The 18,792-nt window shown below is 51.4% G+C and carries 19 protein-coding genes; 17 read left to right on the top strand and 2 right to left on the bottom strand.

The genetic code is table 11. The annotated features are described in order from the left end of the window. The first annotated feature begins 468 nt into the window (after positions 1 to 468). From flhD to flhE, 14 genes are all read left to right on the top strand, one after another. The gene (gene flhD / locus HEN21_RS21295; protein WP_001516558.1) at positions 469 to 819 is read left to right on the top strand and encodes a flagellar transcriptional regulator FlhD; all 351 of its coding nucleotides are present in this window, start codon (positions 469 to 471) and stop codon (positions 817 to 819) included. Between the two features lie 2 nt (positions 820 to 821). Beyond that, positions 822 to 1,400 (top strand): flagellar transcriptional regulator FlhC, encoded by a 579-nt coding sequence (gene flhC / locus HEN21_RS21290; RefSeq protein WP_001291598.1) that lies wholly within the window; start codon positions 822 to 824, stop codon positions 1,398 to 1,400. Between the two features lie 124 nt (positions 1,401 to 1,524). After that, entirely contained in the window at positions 1,525 to 2,412 is an 888-nt protein-coding gene (gene motA / locus HEN21_RS21285) for a flagellar motor stator protein MotA (protein WP_000906346.1), read from the top strand. Continuing rightward, positions 2,409 to 3,335 (top strand): flagellar motor protein MotB, encoded by a 927-nt coding sequence (motB, locus tag HEN21_RS21280; RefSeq protein ID WP_176252118.1) that lies wholly within the window; start codon positions 2,409 to 2,411, stop codon positions 3,333 to 3,335. The genes motA and motB overlap by 4 nt, the downstream gene beginning before the upstream one ends. 4 nt (positions 3,336 to 3,339) lie before the next feature. Continuing rightward, positions 3,340 to 5,304, top strand: a complete 1,965-nt coding sequence (gene cheA / locus HEN21_RS21275) for a chemotaxis protein CheA (RefSeq protein WP_176252117.1) — start codon at positions 3,340 to 3,342, stop codon at positions 5,302 to 5,304. A 21-nt stretch (positions 5,305 to 5,325) separates the two neighbouring features. Next, complete coding sequence (cheW, locus tag HEN21_RS21270; RefSeq protein WP_176252116.1) at positions 5,326 to 5,829, top strand: chemotaxis protein CheW; 504 nt, start codon at positions 5,326 to 5,328, stop codon at positions 5,827 to 5,829. 140 nt (positions 5,830 to 5,969) lie between these two features. Next, on the top strand, positions 5,970 to 7,631 hold the full coding sequence (tar, locus tag HEN21_RS21265) for a methyl-accepting chemotaxis protein II (protein ID WP_176252115.1): 1,662 nt from the start codon (positions 5,970 to 5,972) through the stop codon (positions 7,629 to 7,631). A gap of 148 nt (positions 7,632 to 7,779) precedes the next feature. Next, positions 7,780 to 8,640 (top strand): protein-glutamate O-methyltransferase CheR, encoded by an 861-nt coding sequence (gene cheR, locus HEN21_RS21260; RefSeq protein ID WP_000204526.1) that lies wholly within the window; start codon positions 7,780 to 7,782, stop codon positions 8,638 to 8,640. Between the two features lie 2 nt (positions 8,641 to 8,642). Then, positions 8,643 to 9,692, top strand: coding sequence for a protein-glutamate methylesterase/protein glutamine deamidase (gene cheB / locus HEN21_RS21255; protein ID WP_000036400.1), 1,050 nt, complete (start codon positions 8,643 to 8,645; stop codon positions 9,690 to 9,692). A 14-nt stretch (positions 9,693 to 9,706) separates the two neighbouring features. After that, on the top strand, positions 9,707 to 10,096 hold the full coding sequence (cheY, locus tag HEN21_RS21250) for a chemotaxis response regulator CheY (protein ID WP_000763857.1): 390 nt from the start codon (positions 9,707 to 9,709) through the stop codon (positions 10,094 to 10,096). A gap of 10 nt (positions 10,097 to 10,106) precedes the next feature. Then, positions 10,107 to 10,751 (top strand): protein phosphatase CheZ, encoded by a 645-nt coding sequence (gene cheZ, locus HEN21_RS21245; RefSeq protein WP_000983594.1) that lies wholly within the window; start codon positions 10,107 to 10,109, stop codon positions 10,749 to 10,751. Between the two features lie 201 nt (positions 10,752 to 10,952). Next, entirely contained in the window at positions 10,953 to 12,101 is a 1,149-nt protein-coding gene (flhB, locus tag HEN21_RS21240; RefSeq protein ID WP_176252114.1) for a flagellar biosynthesis protein FlhB, read from the top strand. Continuing rightward, positions 12,094 to 14,172: a flagellar biosynthesis protein FlhA gene (flhA, locus tag HEN21_RS21235; protein WP_176252113.1), complete on the top strand. Its 2,079-nt coding sequence runs from the start codon at positions 12,094 to 12,096 to the stop codon at positions 14,170 to 14,172. Before flhB ends, flhA begins: the two co-directional genes overlap by 8 nt. Beyond that, positions 14,172 to 14,564: a flagellar protein FlhE gene (gene flhE, locus HEN21_RS21230; protein WP_001221460.1), complete on the top strand. Its 393-nt coding sequence runs from the start codon at positions 14,172 to 14,174 to the stop codon at positions 14,562 to 14,564. The genes flhA and flhE overlap by 1 nt, the downstream gene beginning before the upstream one ends. A gap of 121 nt (positions 14,565 to 14,685) precedes the next feature. Here the strand turns inward: flhE and HEN21_RS21225 are convergent, their stop codons facing one another. Then, positions 14,686 to 15,174 (bottom strand): lysozyme inhibitor LprI family protein, encoded by a 489-nt coding sequence (locus tag HEN21_RS21225; protein ID WP_016158432.1) that lies wholly within the window; start codon positions 15,172 to 15,174, stop codon positions 14,686 to 14,688. A gap of 90 nt (positions 15,175 to 15,264) precedes the next feature. Between HEN21_RS21225 and yecV the strand changes: the two genes are divergently transcribed. Continuing rightward, positions 15,265 to 15,309, top strand: coding sequence for a protein YecV (gene yecV, locus HEN21_RS23195; RefSeq protein ID WP_211180499.1), 45 nt, complete (start codon positions 15,265 to 15,267; stop codon positions 15,307 to 15,309). A 41-nt stretch (positions 15,310 to 15,350) separates the two neighbouring features. On the opposite strand, the gene argS is transcribed toward yecV, so the two are convergent. After that, positions 15,351 to 17,084 (bottom strand): arginine--tRNA ligase, encoded by a 1,734-nt coding sequence (argS, locus tag HEN21_RS21220; protein WP_001025301.1) that lies wholly within the window; start codon positions 17,082 to 17,084, stop codon positions 15,351 to 15,353. A 215-nt stretch (positions 17,085 to 17,299) separates the two neighbouring features. On the opposite strand from argS, the gene HEN21_RS21215 reads away from it, so the two are divergent. Beyond that, on the top strand, positions 17,300 to 17,866 hold the full coding sequence (locus HEN21_RS21215) for a VOC family protein (protein WP_021550919.1): 567 nt from the start codon (positions 17,300 to 17,302) through the stop codon (positions 17,864 to 17,866). 13 nt (positions 17,867 to 17,879) lie between these two features. Further along, complete coding sequence (cutC, locus tag HEN21_RS21210) at positions 17,880 to 18,626, top strand: copper homeostasis protein CutC (protein WP_001185708.1); 747 nt, start codon at positions 17,880 to 17,882, stop codon at positions 18,624 to 18,626. The last annotated feature ends 166 nt before the right edge of the window (positions 18,627 to 18,792 follow it).

Raw genomic sequence — 18,792 nt, 5'->3', positions numbered from 1 at the left:
GGATAAATAAATTTATTTCATACATAACATATGGTTATTTACGGTGATTTATATTAACAGTGCGCAACATAATAATTTTATGCATCCACTTCATTTTTGAAGTCAGGGGCGCTGAAAAACTTTTTAACAGAATGAAATATCACCAAAACAAAAGTATGACTTATACATTAATGTTAAGTAATTGAGTGTTTTGTGTGATCTGAGTCACACATTATCGAAAATCGCAGCGTCGCTCCGTTGTATGTGTGAGTGGTGACGAGTACAGTTGCGTCGAATTAGGAAAAATCTTAGATAAGTGTAAAAAACACTACTCTCTGTAAGGGATTGTTTCATCTCTTACGATGCCTGTGTTTTTTCGTTGATCGCAACTATTCCATGGTTATTTACTTTTTACCGGGATTTCCCGGCGACATCACGGGGTGCGGTGATACCGCATAAAAATAAAGTTAGTTATTCTGGATGGGAATAATGCATACCTCCGAGTTGCTGAAACATATTTATGACATCAATTTGTCATATTTACTTCTTGCACAACGTCTGATCGTTCAGGACAAAGCGTCCGCCATGTTTCGTCTCGGTATTAATGAAGAAATGGCAACAACGTTAGCGACGCTGACGCTTCCGCAAATGGTTAAACTGGCAGAAACCAATCAACTGATTTGTCATTTCCGCTTTGACAGCCACCAGACTATTAATCAGTTGACGCAGGATTCCCGCGTTGACGATCTCCAGCAAGTTCATACCGGTATCATGCTCTCTACACGTTTGTTGAATGATGTTAATCAGCCCGAAGAAGTGCTGCGTAAAAAAAGGGCCTGATAATGAGCGAAAAAAGCATTGTTCAGGAAGCCCGGGATATTCAGCTGGCAATGGAATTGATCACCCTCGGCGCTCGTTTGCAGATGCTGGAAAGTGAAACACAATTAAGTCGCGGACGTCTGATCAAACTCTATAAAGAACTGCGCGGAAGTCCGCCGCCGAAAGGTATGCTGCCATTCTCCACCGACTGGTTTATGACCTGGGAACAAAATGTTCATGCGTCGATGTTTTGTAATGCATGGCAGTTTTTGCTGAAAACCGGGTTATGTAACGGCGTCGATGCCGTGATCAAAGCCTATCGTTTATACCTCGAACAGTGTCCGCAAGCCGAAGAAGGCCCTCTGCTGGCGTTGACACGCGCCTGGACACTGGTGCGATTTGTTGAAAGTGGTTTACTACAACTTTCCAGTTGCAAGTGCTGCGGCGGTAATTTTATCACCCATGCCCATCAGCCTGTTGGCAGCTTTGCCTGCAGCTTATGTCAGCCGCCATCACGAGCGGTAAAAAGACGTAAACTTTCTCAAGACCCTGCCGATATTATCCCTCAACTGCTGGATGAACAGAGAGTACAGGCTGTTTAACTCACGCGATATGGCGAAACATTCCAGCAGCGGCAAGTGATTGTCGCTGCTTTTTTTCCCCGACCGTAAGTTAACGCCCGACGACTGAACATCCTGTCATGGTCAACAGTGAAAGGATGATGTCGTGCTTATCTTATTAGGTTACCTGGTTGTTCTCGGTACAGTTTTCGGCGGTTATTTGATGACCGGCGGAAGTCTTGGAGCACTCTATCAACCCGCTGAACTGGTGATTATTGCCGGTGCAGGCATTGGGTCGTTTATTGTCGGCAACAACGGTAAAGCCATCAAAGGCACGCTTAAGGCGCTGCCGTTACTGTTTCGCCGCTCCAAATACACCAAAGCGATGTATATGGATCTGCTGGCACTGCTTTACCGGCTAATGGCGAAATCACGCCAGATGGGCATGTTTTCGCTGGAGCGCGATATTGAAAATCCTCGCGAGAGCGAGATCTTCGCCAGTTATCCTCGCATTATGGCAGATGCCGTCATGCTTGATTTTATTGTCGATTATCTGCGCCTGATTATTAGTGGTCACATGAATACCTTCGAAATCGAAGCTTTGATGGATGAAGAGATCGAGACTCACGAAAGCGAGGCGGAAGTCCCGGCAAACAGTCTGGCGCTGGTCGGTGACTCGCTCCCGGCATTTGGTATTGTCGCCGCAGTGATGGGGGTGGTTCACGCGTTAGGTTCAGCCGATCGTCCTGCCGCCGAACTGGGGGCGCTGATTGCTCATGCGATGGTGGGGACTTTCCTCGGTATCTTATTGGCTTACGGATTTATTTCCCCGCTGGCAAGTGTTTTGCGCCAGAAAAGCGCAGAGACCAGCAAAATGATGCAGTGCGTCAAAGTCATACTGCTTTCTAATCTCAACGGTTATGCACCGCCAATTGCGGTTGAATTTGGTCGCAAAACGCTCTATTCCAGCGAGCGCCCGTCGTTCGTCGAACTGGAAGAGCACGTTCGTGCAGTGAAAAATCCGCAACAGCAGACGACAACCGAGGAAGCATGAAGAATCACGCGCATCCAATTATTGTCGTCAAACGACGCAAAGCGAAACGTCACGGCGCGGCGCATGGATCGTGGAAGATTGCTTATGCCGACTTTATGACTGCGATGATGGCTTTTTTTCTGGTGATGTGGCTGATCTCCATCTCCAGCCCAAAAGAGCTGATTCAGATTGCGGAATATTTCCGCACGCCGCTGGCGACGGCAGTAACGGGCGGCGATCGCATTTCGAATAGTGAAAGCCCAATTCCTGGCGGGGGTGATGATTACACCCAAAGCCAGGGAGAAGTGAATAAGCAGCCAGACATTGAAGAACTGAAAAAACGCATGGAGCAAAGTCGGCTGCGGAAATTGCGGGGCGATCTCGACCAGCTTATTGAATCAGACCCGAAACTACGGGCGCTGCGTCCACATCTCAAAATCGATCTGGTGCAGGAAGGTTTACGCATTCAGATTATCGACAGCCAGAATCGCCCGATGTTTAAAACCGGCAGTGCTGACGTCGAACCCTATATGCGTGACATTCTGCGGAGTATTGCGCCTGTGCTGAACGGTATTCCTAACAGTATCAGTCTCTCCGGTCATACCGATGATTTCCCTTACGCCAAGGGTGAGCAAGGCTATAGCAACTGGGAGCTTTCTGCCGAACGCGCTAATGCGTCGCGCCGTGAGCTAATGGTGGGCGGTCTGGCTGATGGCAAAATTCTGCGCGTCGTCGGCATGGCAGCCACCATGCGTTTAAGCGATCGTGGACCTGATGATGCCGTCAACCGTCGAATCAGCCTGCTGGTTCTGAACAGACAAGCCGAACAGGCCATTTTGCATGAAAACGCTGAAAGCCAGAATGAGCCGGTAAGTGTTCTGGAAAAAACAGGGAGCGCACCGCAGGTCAGTGTTCCCACAATGCCATCAGCCGAACCGAGGTGACAGCGTGAGCATGGATATAAGCGATTTTTATCAGACATTTTTTGATGAAGCGGACGAACTGTTAGCCGATATGGAGCAGCATCTGCTTAATTTGCAACCAGAAGCGCCAGATGCCGAACAGTTGAATGCCATCTTCCGTGCAGCCCATTCCATCAAAGGAGGGGCAGGAACGTTTGGTTTTACTGTGTTACAGGAAACCACGCATCTGATGGAAAATCTGCTCGATGAAGCCAGACGCGGTGAGATGCAGCTTAATACCGACATTATCAATCTGTTTTTGGAAACGAAGGACATCATGCAAGAACAGCTCGACGCTTATAAACAGTCGCAAGAGCCGGATACCGCCAGCTTCGATTATATCTGCCAGGCCTTGCGTCAACTGGCATTAGAAGCGAAAGGCGAAACGGTATCCGCAGTGACCCGATTAAGTGTGGTTGCCAAAAGTGAACCGCAAGATGGTCAGAATAGTAGTCAATCGCCGAGACGAATTATCCTTTCGCGCCTGAAAGCGGGAGAAATCGATCTGCTGGAAGAAGAGCTGGGACATCTGACAACGTTGGCTGACGTGGTGAAAGGAGCCGATTCGCTATCGGCGACATTAGCGGGAGATATTGCGGAAGACGACATTACTGCGGTGCTTTGCTTTGTCATTGAGGCCGATCAGATTGCCTTTGAAAGCGTTGAGTCTACGGCGAAAGTATCTGCGCCACCGGTGCTTAAACTTGCCACAGCAGAAGCGCCAGCCGTACGGGCAGAACGGGAAAAACCGCCGCGCGGCAGCGAATCCACCAGTATCCGTGTGGCGGTGGAGAAGGTTGATCAACTGATTAACCTTGTCGGCGAACTGGTTATCACCCAGTCAATGCTGGCCCAGCGTTCCAGCGAACTGGACCCGGTTAATCATGGTGATTTGATTACCAGCATGGGGCAGTTACAACGTAACGCTCGTGATTTGCAGGAATCGGTGATGTCGATCCGCATGATGCCGATGGAATATGTCTTTAGTCGCTATCCCCGGCTGGTGCGTGATCTGGCGGGAAAACTCGGCAAGCAGGTGGAACTGACGCTGGTGGGCAGTTCCACCGAACTCGACAAGAGTCTGATAGAACGCATTATCGATCCGCTGACCCACCTGGTACGCAACAGTCTCGACCACGGAATTGAACTGCCGGACAAACGCCTCGCCGCAGGCAAAAACAGCGTCGGAAATTTGGTTCTGTCTGCTGAACATCAGGGCGGCAACATCTGCATCGAAGTGACCGACGATGGCGCGGGGCTGAACCGTGAACGGATTCTGGCAAAAGCTGTTTCACAGGGTCTGACCGTCAGCGACAACATGACGGATGACGAAGTGGCAATGCTGATATTTGCTCCTGGTTTTTCTACAGCAGAGCAGGTTACCGATGTCTCTGGACGCGGCGTTGGTATGGATGTCGTCAAACGTAATATCCAGGAGATGGGCGGTCATGTCGAAATCAAATCGAAGCCGGGCGCAGGAACCACAATCCGTATTTTACTGCCGCTGACGCTGGCGATCCTCGATGGCATGTCTGTGCGTGTTGCAGATGAAGTTTTCATTCTGCCGCTGAATGCCGTCATGGAATCATTGCAACCTCGTGAAGCTGATATGCATCCACTGGCGGGTGGCGAGCGGGTACTGGAAGTACGAGGTGAATATCTGCCCATCGTCGAACTGTGGAAAGTGTTCAACGTTGCAGGCGCGAAAACTGAAGCCACTCAGGGCATTGTGGTGATCCTGCAAAGTGGCGGTCGCCGCTACGCCTTGCTGGTGGATCAATTAATTGGTCAACACCAGGTGGTAGTGAAAAACCTGGAAAGTAACTATCGCAAAATCCCGGGAATATCCGCCGCAACGATTCTCGGCGACGGCAGCGTGGCACTGATTGTTGATGTATCTGCCTTGCAGACGATAAATCGCGAACAACGTATGGCGAACACCGCCGCCTGAATGAGTAAAAAGGTAATAAATATGACCGGTATGACAAATGTAACAAAACTGGCCAGCGAACCGTCAGGCCAGGAATTTCTGATATTTACCCTCGGTGATGAAGAGTACGGTATTGATATTCTGAAAGTGCAGGAGATCCGTGGCTACGATCAGGTTACGCGGATTGCGAACACGCCTGCATTTATCAAAGGTGTCACTAACCTGCGCGGCGTTATTGTGCCGATTGTCGACTTACGCATTAAATTCAGCCAGGTGGATGTGGAATATAACGACAACACGGTGGTCATCGTCCTGAATCTGGGGCTGCGTGTGGTCGGCATTGTGGTTGATGGCGTGTCAGACGTTCTTTCATTGACGGCGGAGCAAATTCGTCCGGCACCGGAATTTGCTGTGACGCTTTCTACTGAATATCTCACCGGGCTGGGGGCGCTGGGTGACCGCATGTTAATTCTGGTGAATATCGAAAAACTGCTCAATAGTGAAGAGATGGCGCTGTTAGATAGCGCAGCGTCAGAGGTGGCGTAATTTATCCTGCTGTAATGAAATGAACCCGATGACCTGCGCATCGGGTTTTTTTACTTCATTTCGCCATGACTGGCATCAGCAATAAAGTTTCCCTTCTTCCTGCCGATAACGAGAACAACTTGTTTTCAGGAAGGTGCCTTATGATTAACCGTATCCGCGTAGTCACGCTGCTGATGATGGTGCTGGGGGTATTTGCACTGTTACAGCTTATTTCCGGCAGTCTGTTTTTTTCTTCGCTTCACCATAGCCAGAAAAGCTTTGTCGTTTCCAATGAACTACGGGAACAACAGAGTGAGCTAACCTCAACCTGGGATTTAATGCTACAAACGCGCATTAACCTGAGTCGTTCAGCGGTGCGGATGATGATGGATTCATCCAATCAACAAAGCAGTGCAAAAGTTGAATTGCTCGATAGCGCCAGGAAAACATTGGCACAGGCGTCTACCCATTATAAAAAATTCAAAAGCATGGCGCCGTTACCTGAAATGGTCGCCACCAGTCGTAATATTGATGAAAAATACAAAAACTATCACACAGCATTAACAGAACTGATTGATTATCTTGATTATGGCAATACTGGCGCCTACTTCGCTCAACCAACCCAGGGAATGCAAAATGCGATGGGCGAAGCATTTGCTCAGTACGCCCTTAGTAGTGAAAAACTTTACCGCAATATCGTCACTAACAATGCAGAAGATTACCGCTTTTCCCAGTGGCAACTGGCGATTATCGCGCTGGTGGTGGTATTAATTTTGCTGGTGGCGTGGTTCGGCATCCGCCGCATGTTGCTTAACCCGCTGGCGAAAATCATTGCTCACATTCGCGAAATTGCCGGCGGTAACCTGGCGAATAGCCTCATCATTGATGGACGCAGTGAAATGGGCGAACTGGCGCAGAGCGTTTCGCATATGCAGCGTTCCTTGACCGACACAGTTACTCACGTGCGGCAGGGGTCGGACGCCATCTATGCCGGCACACGTGAAATTGCAGCGGGCAATACCGATCTTTCCTCCCGTACTGAACAGCAGGCATCCGCGCTGGAAGAAACTGCCGCCAGCATGGAACAGCTCACCGCGACGGTAAAACAGAACGCCGATAACGCCCGTCAGGCCTCGCAACTGGCACAAAGTGCCTCCGACACCGCGCAGCACGGCGGCAAAGTGGTGGATGGCGTGGTGAAAACCATGCATGAAATCGCCGACAGTTCGAAGAAAATCGCCGACATTATTAGCGTAATCGACGGCATTGCATTCCAGACCAATATCCTCGCGCTGAATGCCGCTGTTGAAGCCGCGCGTGCCGGGGAGCAGGGGCGTGGTTTTGCTGTAGTGGCGGGCGAAGTGCGTAATCTTGCCAGTCGCAGCGCCCAGGCAGCAAAAGAGATCAAAGCTCTGATAGAAGACTCAGTTTCCCGTGTTGATACCGGTTCGGTGCTGGTCGAAAGCGCCGGGGAAACGATGACGAATATCGTTAATGCGGTTACGCGCGTCACCGACATTATGGGGGAAATTGCTTCAGCCTCCGATGAGCAGAGCCGTGGCATTGATCAAGTTGCGCTGGCTGTGTCGGAAATGGATCGCGTCACTCAACAGAATGCCTCGTTGGTGCAGGAGTCAGCCGCCGCTGCTGCCGCACTGGAAGAGCAGGCCAGCCGTTTAACTCAGGCTGTATCCGCATTTCGTCTGGCAGCCAGTCAGCTAAACCACAAACCACCACTAAAATCCCGGCCTGCCAGTGAGCAATCACCAGCACAGTCGCGGCGGCGTATCGCGGAACAAGAGCCAAACTGGGAAACATTTTGATGGGTATTTACTCAAGCGTCATTGCCGCCAGATGAGGCCGATGATGCAACAGAACGTCGCGCTTATCGTCTCTGATGGCGCTATTACAACACAATCGGCGCAGTTACAGGCTGTGTCAGTGGTTTCCTGAAGTGATTGAGAAGGCGCTATGACATCATCTCAGCCCTGTGGGCAAACGTCTTTATTGTTACAGATGACCGAGCGCCTGGTGCTTTCCGACGTTCATTTTCGGCGGATAAGCCAATTGATCTATCAACGGGCGGGGATCGTTCTGGCCGATCACAAGCGTGACATGGTCTACAACCGGTTGATACGCCGTTTGCGTTCGCTGGGACTGGCCGATTTTGGTCATTATCTGAACATGCTGGAATCTAATCAGCTCAGCGGCGAGTGGCAGGCATTTATTAACTCGCTGACCACCAACCTGACGGCATTTTTTCGTGAAGGGCATCATTTCCCACTGATCGCGGCTCACGCTCGCCGTCGTTCCGGAGAATATCGTGTATGGAGCGCGGCGGCGTCGACAGGTGAAGAGCCGTACAGCATTGCCATGACGCTGGCGGACACATTAGGCACCGCGCCCGGACGCTGGAAAGTGTTCGCCAGTGATATCGACACCGAAGTGCTGGAAAAAGCCAGAAGCGGTATTTATCGCCATGAAGAACTGAAAAACCTGACGCCACAACAACTCCAGCGTTACTTCATGCGCGGCACGGGGCCGCATGAAGGGCTGGTGCGCGTGCGCCAGGAACTGGCGAGCTATGTCGATTTTTCCCCGCTGAATTTGTTGGCGAAACAGTACACCGTACCGGGGCCATTTGATGCGATCTTCTGTCGTAACGTCATGATCTACTTTGATCAAACGACCCAACAGGAGATTTTGCGCCGCTTCGTACCACTACTTAAACCTGACGGATTGCTGTTTGCGGGGCACTCTGAAAATTTCAGCCACCTTGAGCGCAGCTTCACGCTGCGTGGGCAGACGGTGTATGCGCTAAGTAAGGATTAACCATGAGCAAAATCAGGGTGTTGTCTGTCGATGATTCGGCACTGATGCGCCAGATCATGACGGAAATCATCAACAGCCATAGCGATATGGAAATGGTGGCAACGGCGCCCGATCCGCTGGTCGCACGAGATTTGATTAAGAAATTCAACCCCGATGTGCTGACGCTGGATGTTGAAATGCCACGGATGGACGGACTGGATTTCCTCGAAAAGTTAATGCGTTTGCGTCCAATGCCCGTTGTGATGGTTTCTTCTCTGACCGGCAAAGGTTCTGAAGTGACGCTGCGCGCGCTGGAGTTGGGAGCGATAGATTTTGTCACTAAACCGCAACTGGGTATTCGAGAAGGGATGCTGGCGTACAGCGAAATGATCGCTGAAAAGGTGCGTACGGCGTCAAGGGCGAGCCTCGCGGCGCATAAACCATTATCGGCTCCGGCAACACTGAAGGCGGGGCCGTTGTTGAGTTCTGAAAAACTGATTGCGATTGGCGCTTCGACGGGGGGAACTGAGGCAATTCGGCACGTATTGCAGCCGCTGCCGCTTTCCAGCCCGGCACTGTTAATCACCCAGCATATGCCGCCTGGCTTTACCCGTTCTTTTGCCGACCGCCTGAATAAGCTGTGTCAAATCGGCGTGAAAGAGGCGGAAGACGGTGAACGCGTCTTACCGGGACATGCCTATATCGCCCCAGGCGATCGACATATGGAACTGGCGCGCAGCGGCGCGAACTATCAAATCAAAATTCACGATGGCCCGGCGGTTAACCGTCATCGACCGTCAGTGGATGTGTTGTTTCATTCTGTCGCCAGACAGGCGGGGCGCAACGCGGTTGGGGTGATCCTCACCGGTATGGGCAACGACGGTGCGGCGGGAATGTTGTCGATGCGTCAGGCGGGGGCATGGACCCTTGCGCAAAACGAAGCAAGCTGTGTGGTGTTCGGTATGCCGCGCGAGGCTATCAATCTGGGGGGCGTCTGCGAAGTGGTCGATCTTAGCCAGGTAAGCCAGCAAATGCTGGCGAAAATCAGTGCCGGACAGGCGATACGTATTTAAATCAGGAGTGTGAAATGGCGGATAAAGAACTTAAATTTTTGGTTGTGGATGACTTTTCCACCATGCGACGCATTGTGCGTAACCTACTGAAAGAGTTGGGTTTCAACAATGTTGAGGAAGCAGAAGATGGCGCTGATGCTCTCAACAAGTTACAGGCGGGTGGTTATGGTTTTGTGATCTCCGACTGGAATATGCCGAATATGGATGGTCTGGAGTTGCTGAAAACCATTCGTGCCGATGGGGTGATGTCGGCGCTGCCAGTGCTGATGGTGACCGCAGAGGCGAAGAAAGAGAACATTATCGCGGCAGCACAAGCGGGGGCCAGTGGCTATGTGGTTAAGCCATTTACCGCCGCGACGCTGGAGGAAAAACTCAACAAAATCTTTGAGAAACTGGGCATGTGAGGATGCGACTATGATGCAACCATCAATCAAACCTGCTGATGAACATGCAGCCGGCGATATCATAGCGCGCATCGGTAGCCTGACGCGTATGCTGCGTGACAGCCTGCGTGAGCTGGGGCTGGATCAGGCGATAGCCGAAGCAGCGGAAGCCATCCCTGATGCCCGCGATCGCCTGTTCTACGTTGTGCAGATGACCGCGCAGGCCGCAGAGCGGGCGCTGAACAGCGTTGAGGCGTCACAACCGCATCAAGATCAAATGGAGAAATCGGCAAAAGCATTAACCCAACGTTGGGATGACTGGTTTGCCGATCCGATTGACCTTGCCGATGCCCGGGAACTGGTGACGGATACGCGGCAATTTCTGGCGGATGTGCCCGCTCATACCAGCTTCACTAACGCGCAGTTACTGGAAATTATGATGGCGCAGGATTTTCAGGATCTCACCGGGCAGGTGATTAAACGGATGATGGATGTGATTCAGGAAATTGAACGCCAGCTGTTGATGGTGCTGCTGGAAAACATCCCGGAGCAGGATGCGCGCCCGAAACGTGAAAACCAGAGTTTGCTTAACGGACCACAGGTCGATACCAGCAAAGCCGGTGTGGTTGCCAGTCAGGATCAGGTTGACGATTTATTGGATAGTCTTGGGTTTTGATTTGTATTGCCTGATGGGACGTGACCGCGTCATATCAGGCGGTCGGATAAGGCGTTTACACCACATCCGACAAACGTGGACCATGCCTGGTGTATTGCGGCAAAAGCCCCAAATCCCACCTGTTTTGCCCCTTACTCCAGGCATTGAACGTTTTCCGCTCTGGCATTATTCACGCTTATCACCATTTCCAGGATTGGCGACGTGTCTGACGAGAGCGACGACAAAACAGAAGCCCCCACACCTCACCGACTTGAAAAAGCGCGGGAAGAGGGGCAGATCCCACGCTCCCGTGAGCTGACTTCACTGCTGATTTTGCTGGTTGGCGTGTGTGTTATCTGGTTTGGTGGCGCGTCTCTGGCACGGCGGTTGTCGGGGATGCTCTCTGCCGGGCTGCATTTTGATCACCGCATCATCAATGATCCCAACCTGATCCTCGGACAGATTATTTTGCTGATCAGAGAAGCCATGCTGGCACTGTTGCCGCTGATTAGCGGGGTGGTGCTGGTGGCGCTTATTTCGCCGGTCATGCTGGGGGGGCTGGTATTCAGTGGTAAATCATTGCAACCGAAGTTTTCTAAACTCAACCCGCTACCGGGCATTAAACGTATGTTCTCGGCGCAAACTGGCGCGGAGCTGCTGAAAGCTATCCTGAAATCTACACTGGTTGGCTGTGTTACTGGCTTTTATCTCTGGCATCACTGGCCGCAGATGATGCGCTTAATGGCGCAGTCACCCATTACTGCAATGGCTAACGCGATGGATGTTGTGGGGTTATGCGCGCTTTTAGTGGTGCTTGGTGTCATTCCGATGGTGGGATTTGACGTCTTTTTTCAAATTTTCAGCCACCTGAAAAAGCTGCGTATGTCACGACAGGATATTCGTGATGAGTTCAAACAAAGCGAAGGCGATCCGCATGTCAAAGGGCGAATTCGTCAGATGCAGCGTGCTGCCGCGCGGCGGCGGATGATGGCCGATGTGCCGAAAGCGGACGTCATTGTTAATAACCCAACTCACTACTCAGTGGCATTGCAATATGACGAAAACAAAATGAGCGCGCCGAAAGTCGTTGCTAAAGGCGCGGGGCTGGTGGCGTTACGCATTCGTGAAATTGCCGCTGAAAATAACGTCCCGACTCTTGAAGCACCGCCGCTGGCGCGCGCGCTGTATCGACACGCAGAAATCGGCCAGCAAATTCCCGGTCAACTGTATGCCGCCGTGGCGGAAGTGCTGGCCTGGGTCTGGCAACTGAAACGCTGGCGTCTGGCCGGTGGACAACGCCCCGTACAACCCACTTATCTTCCGGTGCCGGAAGCCCTGGATTTTATCAACGAGAAACCGTCCCATGAGTAATCTGGCCGCGATGCTGCGCCTGCCCGCAAACCTGAAATCGACACAATGGCAGATCCTTGCCGGGCCTATTTTGATCTTGCTGATTTTGTCGATGATGGTGCTGCCATTGCCTGCATTCATTCTCGATCTGCTGTTTACCTTCAATATTGCCTTGTCGATTATGGTGTTGCTGGTGGCGATGTTTACCCAGCGCACGCTTGAGTTTGCCGCGTTTCCGACCATTCTGTTGTTTACCACGCTGTTGCGTCTGGCGCTTAATGTGGCCTCCACGCGTATCATTTTGATGGAAGGGCATACCGGCGCGGCGGCGGCAGGGAAGGTCGTCGAAGCGTTCGGTCATTTTCTCGTGGGCGGCAACTTTGCCATTGGCATTGTGGTGTTCGTCATTCTTGTGATCATCAACTTTATGGTTATCACCAAAGGTGCCGGACGTATCGCGGAAGTGGGCGCGCGCTTTGTTCTCGACGGAATGCCAGGTAAACAGATGGCGATTGATGCCGACCTCAACGCTGGCCTGATTGGCGAAGATGAAGCAAAAAAGCGACGATTAGAAGTGACCCAGGAAGCTGATTTTTACGGCTCAATGGACGGGGCGAGTAAGTTTGTCCGTGGTGACGCCATCGCCGGGATCCTCATCATGGTCATTAACGTTGTTGGCGGATTGCTGGTTGGTGTGTTGCAACATGGCATGAGCATGGGTCATGCAGCGGAAAGTTATACGCTGTTGACCATCGGTGATGGCCTGGTCGCGCAAATACCAGCACTGGTTATTTCTACCGCTGCGGGGGTTATCGTTACGCGAGTCAGCACCGATCAGGATGTTGGCGAGCAGATGGTGAATCAGCTTTTCAGTAACCCCAGAGTCATGCTGTTAAGTGCCGCTGTGTTGGGTTTACTTGGTCTGGTGCCAGGAATGCCAAACCTGGTATTTTTACTGTTCACAGCGGGATTGCTGGGGCTGGCGTGGTGGATACGTGGACGCGAACAAAACGCGCCTGCTGAACCGAAACCAGTGAAGATGGCGGAAAATAATGCCGTTGTCGAAGCGACCTGGAACGATGTGCAACTGGAAGATTCTCTGGGAATGGAAGTGGGTTATCGGCTGATCCCGATGGTCGATTTTCAGCAGGATGGCGAGTTGCTTGGTCGTATTCGCAGTATTCGCAAGAAATTTGCTCAGGAGATGGGCTTTCTGCCACCAGTGGTGCACATCCGCGACAATATGGATCTACAACCTGCCCGCTATCGTATCTTGATGAAAGGCGTTGAGATTGGCTGTGGTGATGCTTATCCGGGGCGCTGGCTGGCCATTAACCCAGGAACAGCCGCCGGGACGCTACCCGGTGAAGTGACTGTCGATCCGGCATTTGGTCTTAATGCTATCTGGATCGAAAGTGCGCTTAAAGAACAAGCGCAGATTCAGGGATATACGGTAGTTGAAGCCAGTACAGTGGTGGCAACGCATCTTAACCACCTCATTAGTCAACATGCCGCAGAACTGTTTGGTCGCCAGGAGGCGCAGCAGTTGCTGGATCGCGTGGCGCAGGAGATGCCAAAACTGACGGAGGATCTGGTTCCTGGCGTTGTCACGCTCACTACGCTGCATAAAGTGCTACAAAACCTGCTTGATGAAAAAGTACCGATCCGCGATATGCGCACCATTCTCGAAACGCTGGCGGAACACGCGCCCATCCAGAGCGATCCGCATGAATTAACCGCCGTCGTCCGCGTGGCGCTGGGGCGGGCAATTACTCAGCAGTGGTTCCCCGGTAAAGATGAAGTTCACGTTATTGGTCTGGATACGCCACTGGAGCGGTTACTGTTACAGGCGTTGCAGGGCGGTGGCGGACTGGAACCGGGGCTGGCGGATCGTTTGCTGGCGCAAACCCAGGAAGCATTATCCCGTCAGGAGATGCTGGGTGCGCCGCCAGTACTGTTGGTGAACCACGCGCTGCGCCCGCTATTGTCTCGCTTTCTGCGCCGTAGCCTGCCGCAACTGGTGGTGCTGTCGAATCTCGAACTCTCTGATAACCGGCAGATTCGGATGACGGCGACTATTGGTGGTAAGTAATGAGGATCTTACTGGCGATATTGTTGTTTCCGCTGGTTGTACAAGCCGCCGGGGAGGGGATGTGGCAGACAAGTAGTGTGGGCGTTACGCTAAATCATCGCGGTGAGTCGATGTCGTCAGCACCTCTTTCTTCGCGACAACCTGTTTCAGGATTGATGACGCTGGTGGCGTGGCGTTATCAGCTTATCGGCCCGACACCATCGGGGCTGCGGGTTCGCTTGTGCTCGCAATCTCGTTGTGTCGAATTAGACGGGCAGAGCGGGAACACTGTGGCCTTTTCCGGCATACCGGCAGCAGAACCGTTGCGCTTTATCTGGGAAGTGCCTGGCGGTGGGCGGTTAATTCCGCCGCTGAAGGTACAACGTAATGAAGTGATTGTGAATTATCGCTGAAGTACAAATAAAAAATACGCGCTCGCGAGCATGTTTAATAACTCAGTGAAAAAGGCTCCATGTTTTGTTGCAATTATTTATCAGGAATAGCTTGCAACAAAACATGCCAAAAATATGTGAATTACCCTCTTGTCAAAGGGCTTGGATAAAAATCTTCAGAGTTACGGTATAGCTGCAACTGGCGAGTTCGCGTATTGGTCTGGATGATCATACATGATAGCCATTCTGATTCAGAATAAGGGTTACTTAAATCCTGAACGTCCTCATTTGAAAGGATTAATTCACATTCTTTGTCCCTAAAGTCCAGCCAGGCTCGTTGTGATTTTTTAAGCAAGTTAAGTTGTTCGGTATCAGGTTTTTTTGCACCTGTGCGTGGCACCTGTTCTATATAACGATAAGCTTCACCATAGGCTTTATTTAATTGCGCATCGACGAGATTGTATTCTTGTCGCAGGCATGATTTGATCACGTTAATGTCAGTATCATCATCTGAGTTTTTTTGCCAACAATCTTTGATGGCTGAAATGTCATGGTCATTTACTATAACCGTATCTTCTGCGTAAGCCTGGCAAGAAATAATGCCTAATGTTAATACAAGAAATTTAAACACTGCGGTATTCCTTAAAATCAACCGTTACCGTTTCCCTGGGGCTGGATATTACGCTTCTGGCCTCTTACCCAACAGTGAGAAAACGATGGTATGTCCATTTTCAGAATACATTTAGATGGCAATAAAAAAGCCTGATCGGGTAACCCTGATCAGGCTTCATTCTCACGAAAAATGGATTACATACGCTCTACTGTCTCAATACCCAGCGTATCCAGACCCAGCTTCAGCGTCTTCGCCGTCAGTTGTGCCAGTTTCAGGCGGCTGTTACGCACTTCTTCGTTTTCTGCGCTGAGGATCGGGCAGTGCTCGTAGAAGCCAGAGAACAGACCGGCCAGATCGTACAGGTAAGCACACATCACATGCGGCGTGCCTTCACGAGCAACCACAGTGAGGGTTTCTTCAAACTGCAGCAGGCGAGCAGCCAGTTGTGCTTCGCGATCTTCACGAATGATCACCGGAGCGGCAGCCAGTTGTTCTTCGTTAATTTCCGCTTTACGGAACACGGACAATACACGGGTGTAGGCATACTGCATGTACGGCGCGGTATTACCCTCAAACGCCAGCATGTTGTCCCAGTCGAAGATGTAGTCGGTGGTGCGGTTTTTGGAGAGATCCGCGTATTTCACCGCACCAATACCAACCGCGTTAGCCAGTTTTTCCAGCTCGTCAGCTGGCATGTCCGGGTTCTTGTCTGCCACCAGACGACGTGCACGTTCCAGTGCTTCATCCAGCAGATCCGCCAGTTTCACCGTACCGCCCGCACGGGTTTTAAACGGTTTGCCGTCTTTGCCCAGCATCATGCCAAACATGTGGTGTTCCAGCGGTACGGATTCCGGCACGTAGCCTGCTTTACGGACGATCGCCCACGCCTGCATCAGGTGTTGATGCTGACGGGAGTCGATGTAATACAGCACGCGATCGGCATGTAGCGTCTCGTAACGGTACTTCGCACAGGCGATATCGGTGGTGGTGTAGAGATAGCCGCCATCTTTTTTCTGAATGATGACGCCCATCGGTTCGCCTTCCTTGTTTTTGAACTCATCAAGGAATACGACGGTCGCGCCTTCACTTTCTACTGCCAGACCTTTGGCTTTCAGATCTGCCACGATACCCGGCAGCATCGGGTTATAAAGGCTTTCGCCCATCACGTCATCGCGGGTCAGCGTCACGTTCAGACGATCGTAGGTGATCTGGTTCTGCGTCATGGTGATGTCGACCAGCTTGCGCCACATCTCGCGGAAATATTCGTCACCGCTTTGCAGTTTTACCACGTAGTTACGTGCGCGTTCGGCGAACTCTTCATCTTCGTCGTAATGCTTTTTCGCATCGCGGTAGAAACCTTCAAGGTCAGCCAGTTCCATTTCACCGGCGTTTTCCTGCTGCTGCTTTTCCAGCCATGCAATCAGCATACCGAACTGAGTGCCCCAGTCGCCAACGTGGTTAGCGCGAATCACTTTGTGACCGAGGAACTCCAGAGTACGTACTGCCGCGTCACCAATAATGGTGGAACGCAGATGACCGACGTGCATCTCTTTCGCTACGTTTGGCGCGGAGTAGTCAACCACAATGGTCTGTTTTTCTGGCGTAGCAACACCGAGACGCTCGGATGCCAGCGCCTGCTGAACATGTTCAGCCAGGAATGCCGGATCAAGGAAAATGTTGATAAAACCAGGACCGGCGATCTCAACTTTGTTGGCGATACCGTTAAGATCCAGATGAGTCAGCACCTGCTCTGCTAATTGTCGCGGTGCCATACCCAGTTTTTTAGCAACTGCCATCATGCCGTTAGCCTGATAGTCGCCGAACTGAACTTTTGCTGACTGACGAACCTGCGGTTCGCAATCCGCAGGCGCGCCTGCCGCAATCATGGCCTGACGGACTTTTTCTGAGAGAAGAGCCTGAATATTCACCGGAATACCTTACATTGATGAAGCGAGCAAAAATTGCCCGCACCAGTTAAAGAAATTAGGGCGGGAGTATACTGCAAATGGCTGTTTTCGTCAGCTACGTGCGCGTGGCGTATTGCCGTTTTCACTATTGCATCAGGAGCTGCGCGAAATCAGCGGTTGGTTGGCGCAGGGCAACAGGGTAAATTAACGCTTTTACTGAAAGACGAAGAGTGATTATGGCGAACTGGCAATCTATCGACGAGTTGCAGGATATTGCAACGGATTTACCGCGATTTATCCACGCATTAGACCAACTTTCACACCGCCTGGGGCTGGATATTACCCCGCTGACTGCCGATCACATTTCTTTGCGTTGCCATCAAAACGCCACGGCTGAACGCTGGCGTCGCGGGTTTGAACAGTGCGGCGAACTCCTGTCAGAAAATATTATCAATGGCAGACCGATTTGCCTGTTTAAATTGCGTGAACCGGTACAGGTTGCTCACTGGCAGTTTTCCATTGTGGAGCTACCGTGGCCTGGGGAAAAACGCTACCCGCACGAAGGCTGGGAACATATCGAAATTGTTCTGCCAGGAGAGCCGGAAACGTTGAATGCTCGTGCGCTGGCGTTGCTTTCTGATGAAGGACTCCGCCAGCCGGGGATCTCGGTTAAAACCAGCTCGCCAAAAGGTGAACATGAGCGATTACCAAATCCGACGCTGGCGGTCACCGATGGCAAAACGACGATTAAGTTTCATCCGTGGTCTATCGAAGAGATTGTCGCCAGTGAGCAGTCGGCGTGATTAAGGAGCAAAAATGGCATTACTGGAAATTTGCTGTTACAGCATGGAGTGCGCGCTGACGGCGCAGCAAAACGGTGCCGACAGAATAGAATTGTGTGCGGCACCGAAAGAAGGGGGGCTAACGCCGTCGCTGGGCGTTCTTAAGTCCGTGCGCCAGCATGTTACGATCCCCGTACATCCGATCATCCGCCCACGCGGTGGCGATTTTTGCTACAGCGACGGTGAGTTTGCCGCCATTCTTGAAGATATCCGCACAGTACGCGAATTAGGATTTCCTGGGCTGGTGACGGGCGTTCTGGATGTTGACGGTAATGTCGATATGCCACGAATGGAAAAAATAATGGCGGCTGCCGGTCCGCTGGCAGTCACTTTTCATCGCGCCTTCGATATGTGCGCTAACCCTTTAAATACACTGAATAACCTTGCTGAATTAGGCGTTGCCAGGGTGCTGACATCGGGGCAAAAATCAGATGCATTGCAAGGTTTATCAAAAATTATGGAACTTATTGCCTATGGTGATGCTCCAATCATCATGGCCGGAGCAGGAGTCCGTGCAGAAAACCTGCACCATTTCCTCGATGCCGGAGTGCTGGAAGTCCATAGCTCTGCAGGAGCGTGGCAAGCCTCACCGATGCGTTATCGTAATCAGGGATTGTCCATGTCATCAGATGCACGCGCGGACGAGTATTCGCGTTATGTCGTAGACGGGACGGCGGTTGCTGAAATGAAAGGAATCATTGAGCGCCATCAGGCCAAATGATTTTTACCGTTGCATCATGTCGCCCAATATGATGCTTGCTCGTACCAGGCCCCTGCCCATTCAACAGGGGCCTTTTTTTATTCTTGAATAGTATAAAAAATGAACAATTATCGTGTGATAGTACGCAAATTCATGCTGCTAAAATGTTATATATATTCATATTAAC

Origin of the sequence: Escherichia sp. 93.1518, from assembly GCF_013368915.2 — a bacterium.
Classification (GTDB): domain Bacteria; phylum Pseudomonadota; class Gammaproteobacteria; order Enterobacterales; family Enterobacteriaceae; genus Escherichia; species Escherichia ruysiae.
Note: the sequence above shows the minus strand (reverse complement) of the source record. Positions and strands in the feature narration are given on the sequence as shown.

Bases quoted from the DNA above. Each gene is read 5' to 3' on its own strand.
- flhD (WP_001516558.1), top strand. From the start codon at position 469: ATGCATACCTCCGAGTTGCTGAAACATATTTATGACATCAATTTGTCA.
- flhC (WP_001291598.1), top strand. From the start codon at position 822: ATGAGCGAAAAAAGCATTGTTCAGGAAGCCCGGGATATTCAGCTGGCA.
- motB (WP_176252118.1), top strand. From the start codon at position 2,409: ATGAAGAATCACGCGCATCCAATTATTGTCGTCAAACGACGCAAAGCG.
- cheW (WP_176252116.1), top strand. From the start codon at position 5,326: ATGACCGGTATGACAAATGTAACAAAACTGGCCAGCGAACCGTCAGGC.
- tar (WP_176252115.1), top strand. From the start codon at position 5,970: ATGATTAACCGTATCCGCGTAGTCACGCTGCTGATGATGGTGCTGGGG.
- cheR (WP_000204526.1), top strand. From the start codon at position 7,780: ATGACATCATCTCAGCCCTGTGGGCAAACGTCTTTATTGTTACAGATG.
- cheB (WP_000036400.1), top strand. From the start codon at position 8,643: ATGAGCAAAATCAGGGTGTTGTCTGTCGATGATTCGGCACTGATGCGC.
- cheY (WP_000763857.1), top strand. From the start codon at position 9,707: ATGGCGGATAAAGAACTTAAATTTTTGGTTGTGGATGACTTTTCCACC.
- cheZ (WP_000983594.1), top strand. From the start codon at position 10,107: ATGATGCAACCATCAATCAAACCTGCTGATGAACATGCAGCCGGCGAT.
- flhA (WP_176252113.1), top strand. From the start codon at position 12,094: ATGAGTAATCTGGCCGCGATGCTGCGCCTGCCCGCAAACCTGAAATCG.
- flhE (WP_001221460.1), top strand. From the start codon at position 14,172: ATGAGGATCTTACTGGCGATATTGTTGTTTCCGCTGGTTGTACAAGCC.
- HEN21_RS21215 (WP_021550919.1), top strand. From the start codon at position 17,300: ATGGCGAACTGGCAATCTATCGACGAGTTGCAGGATATTGCAACGGAT.
- cutC (WP_001185708.1), top strand. From the start codon at position 17,880: ATGGCATTACTGGAAATTTGCTGTTACAGCATGGAGTGCGCGCTGACG.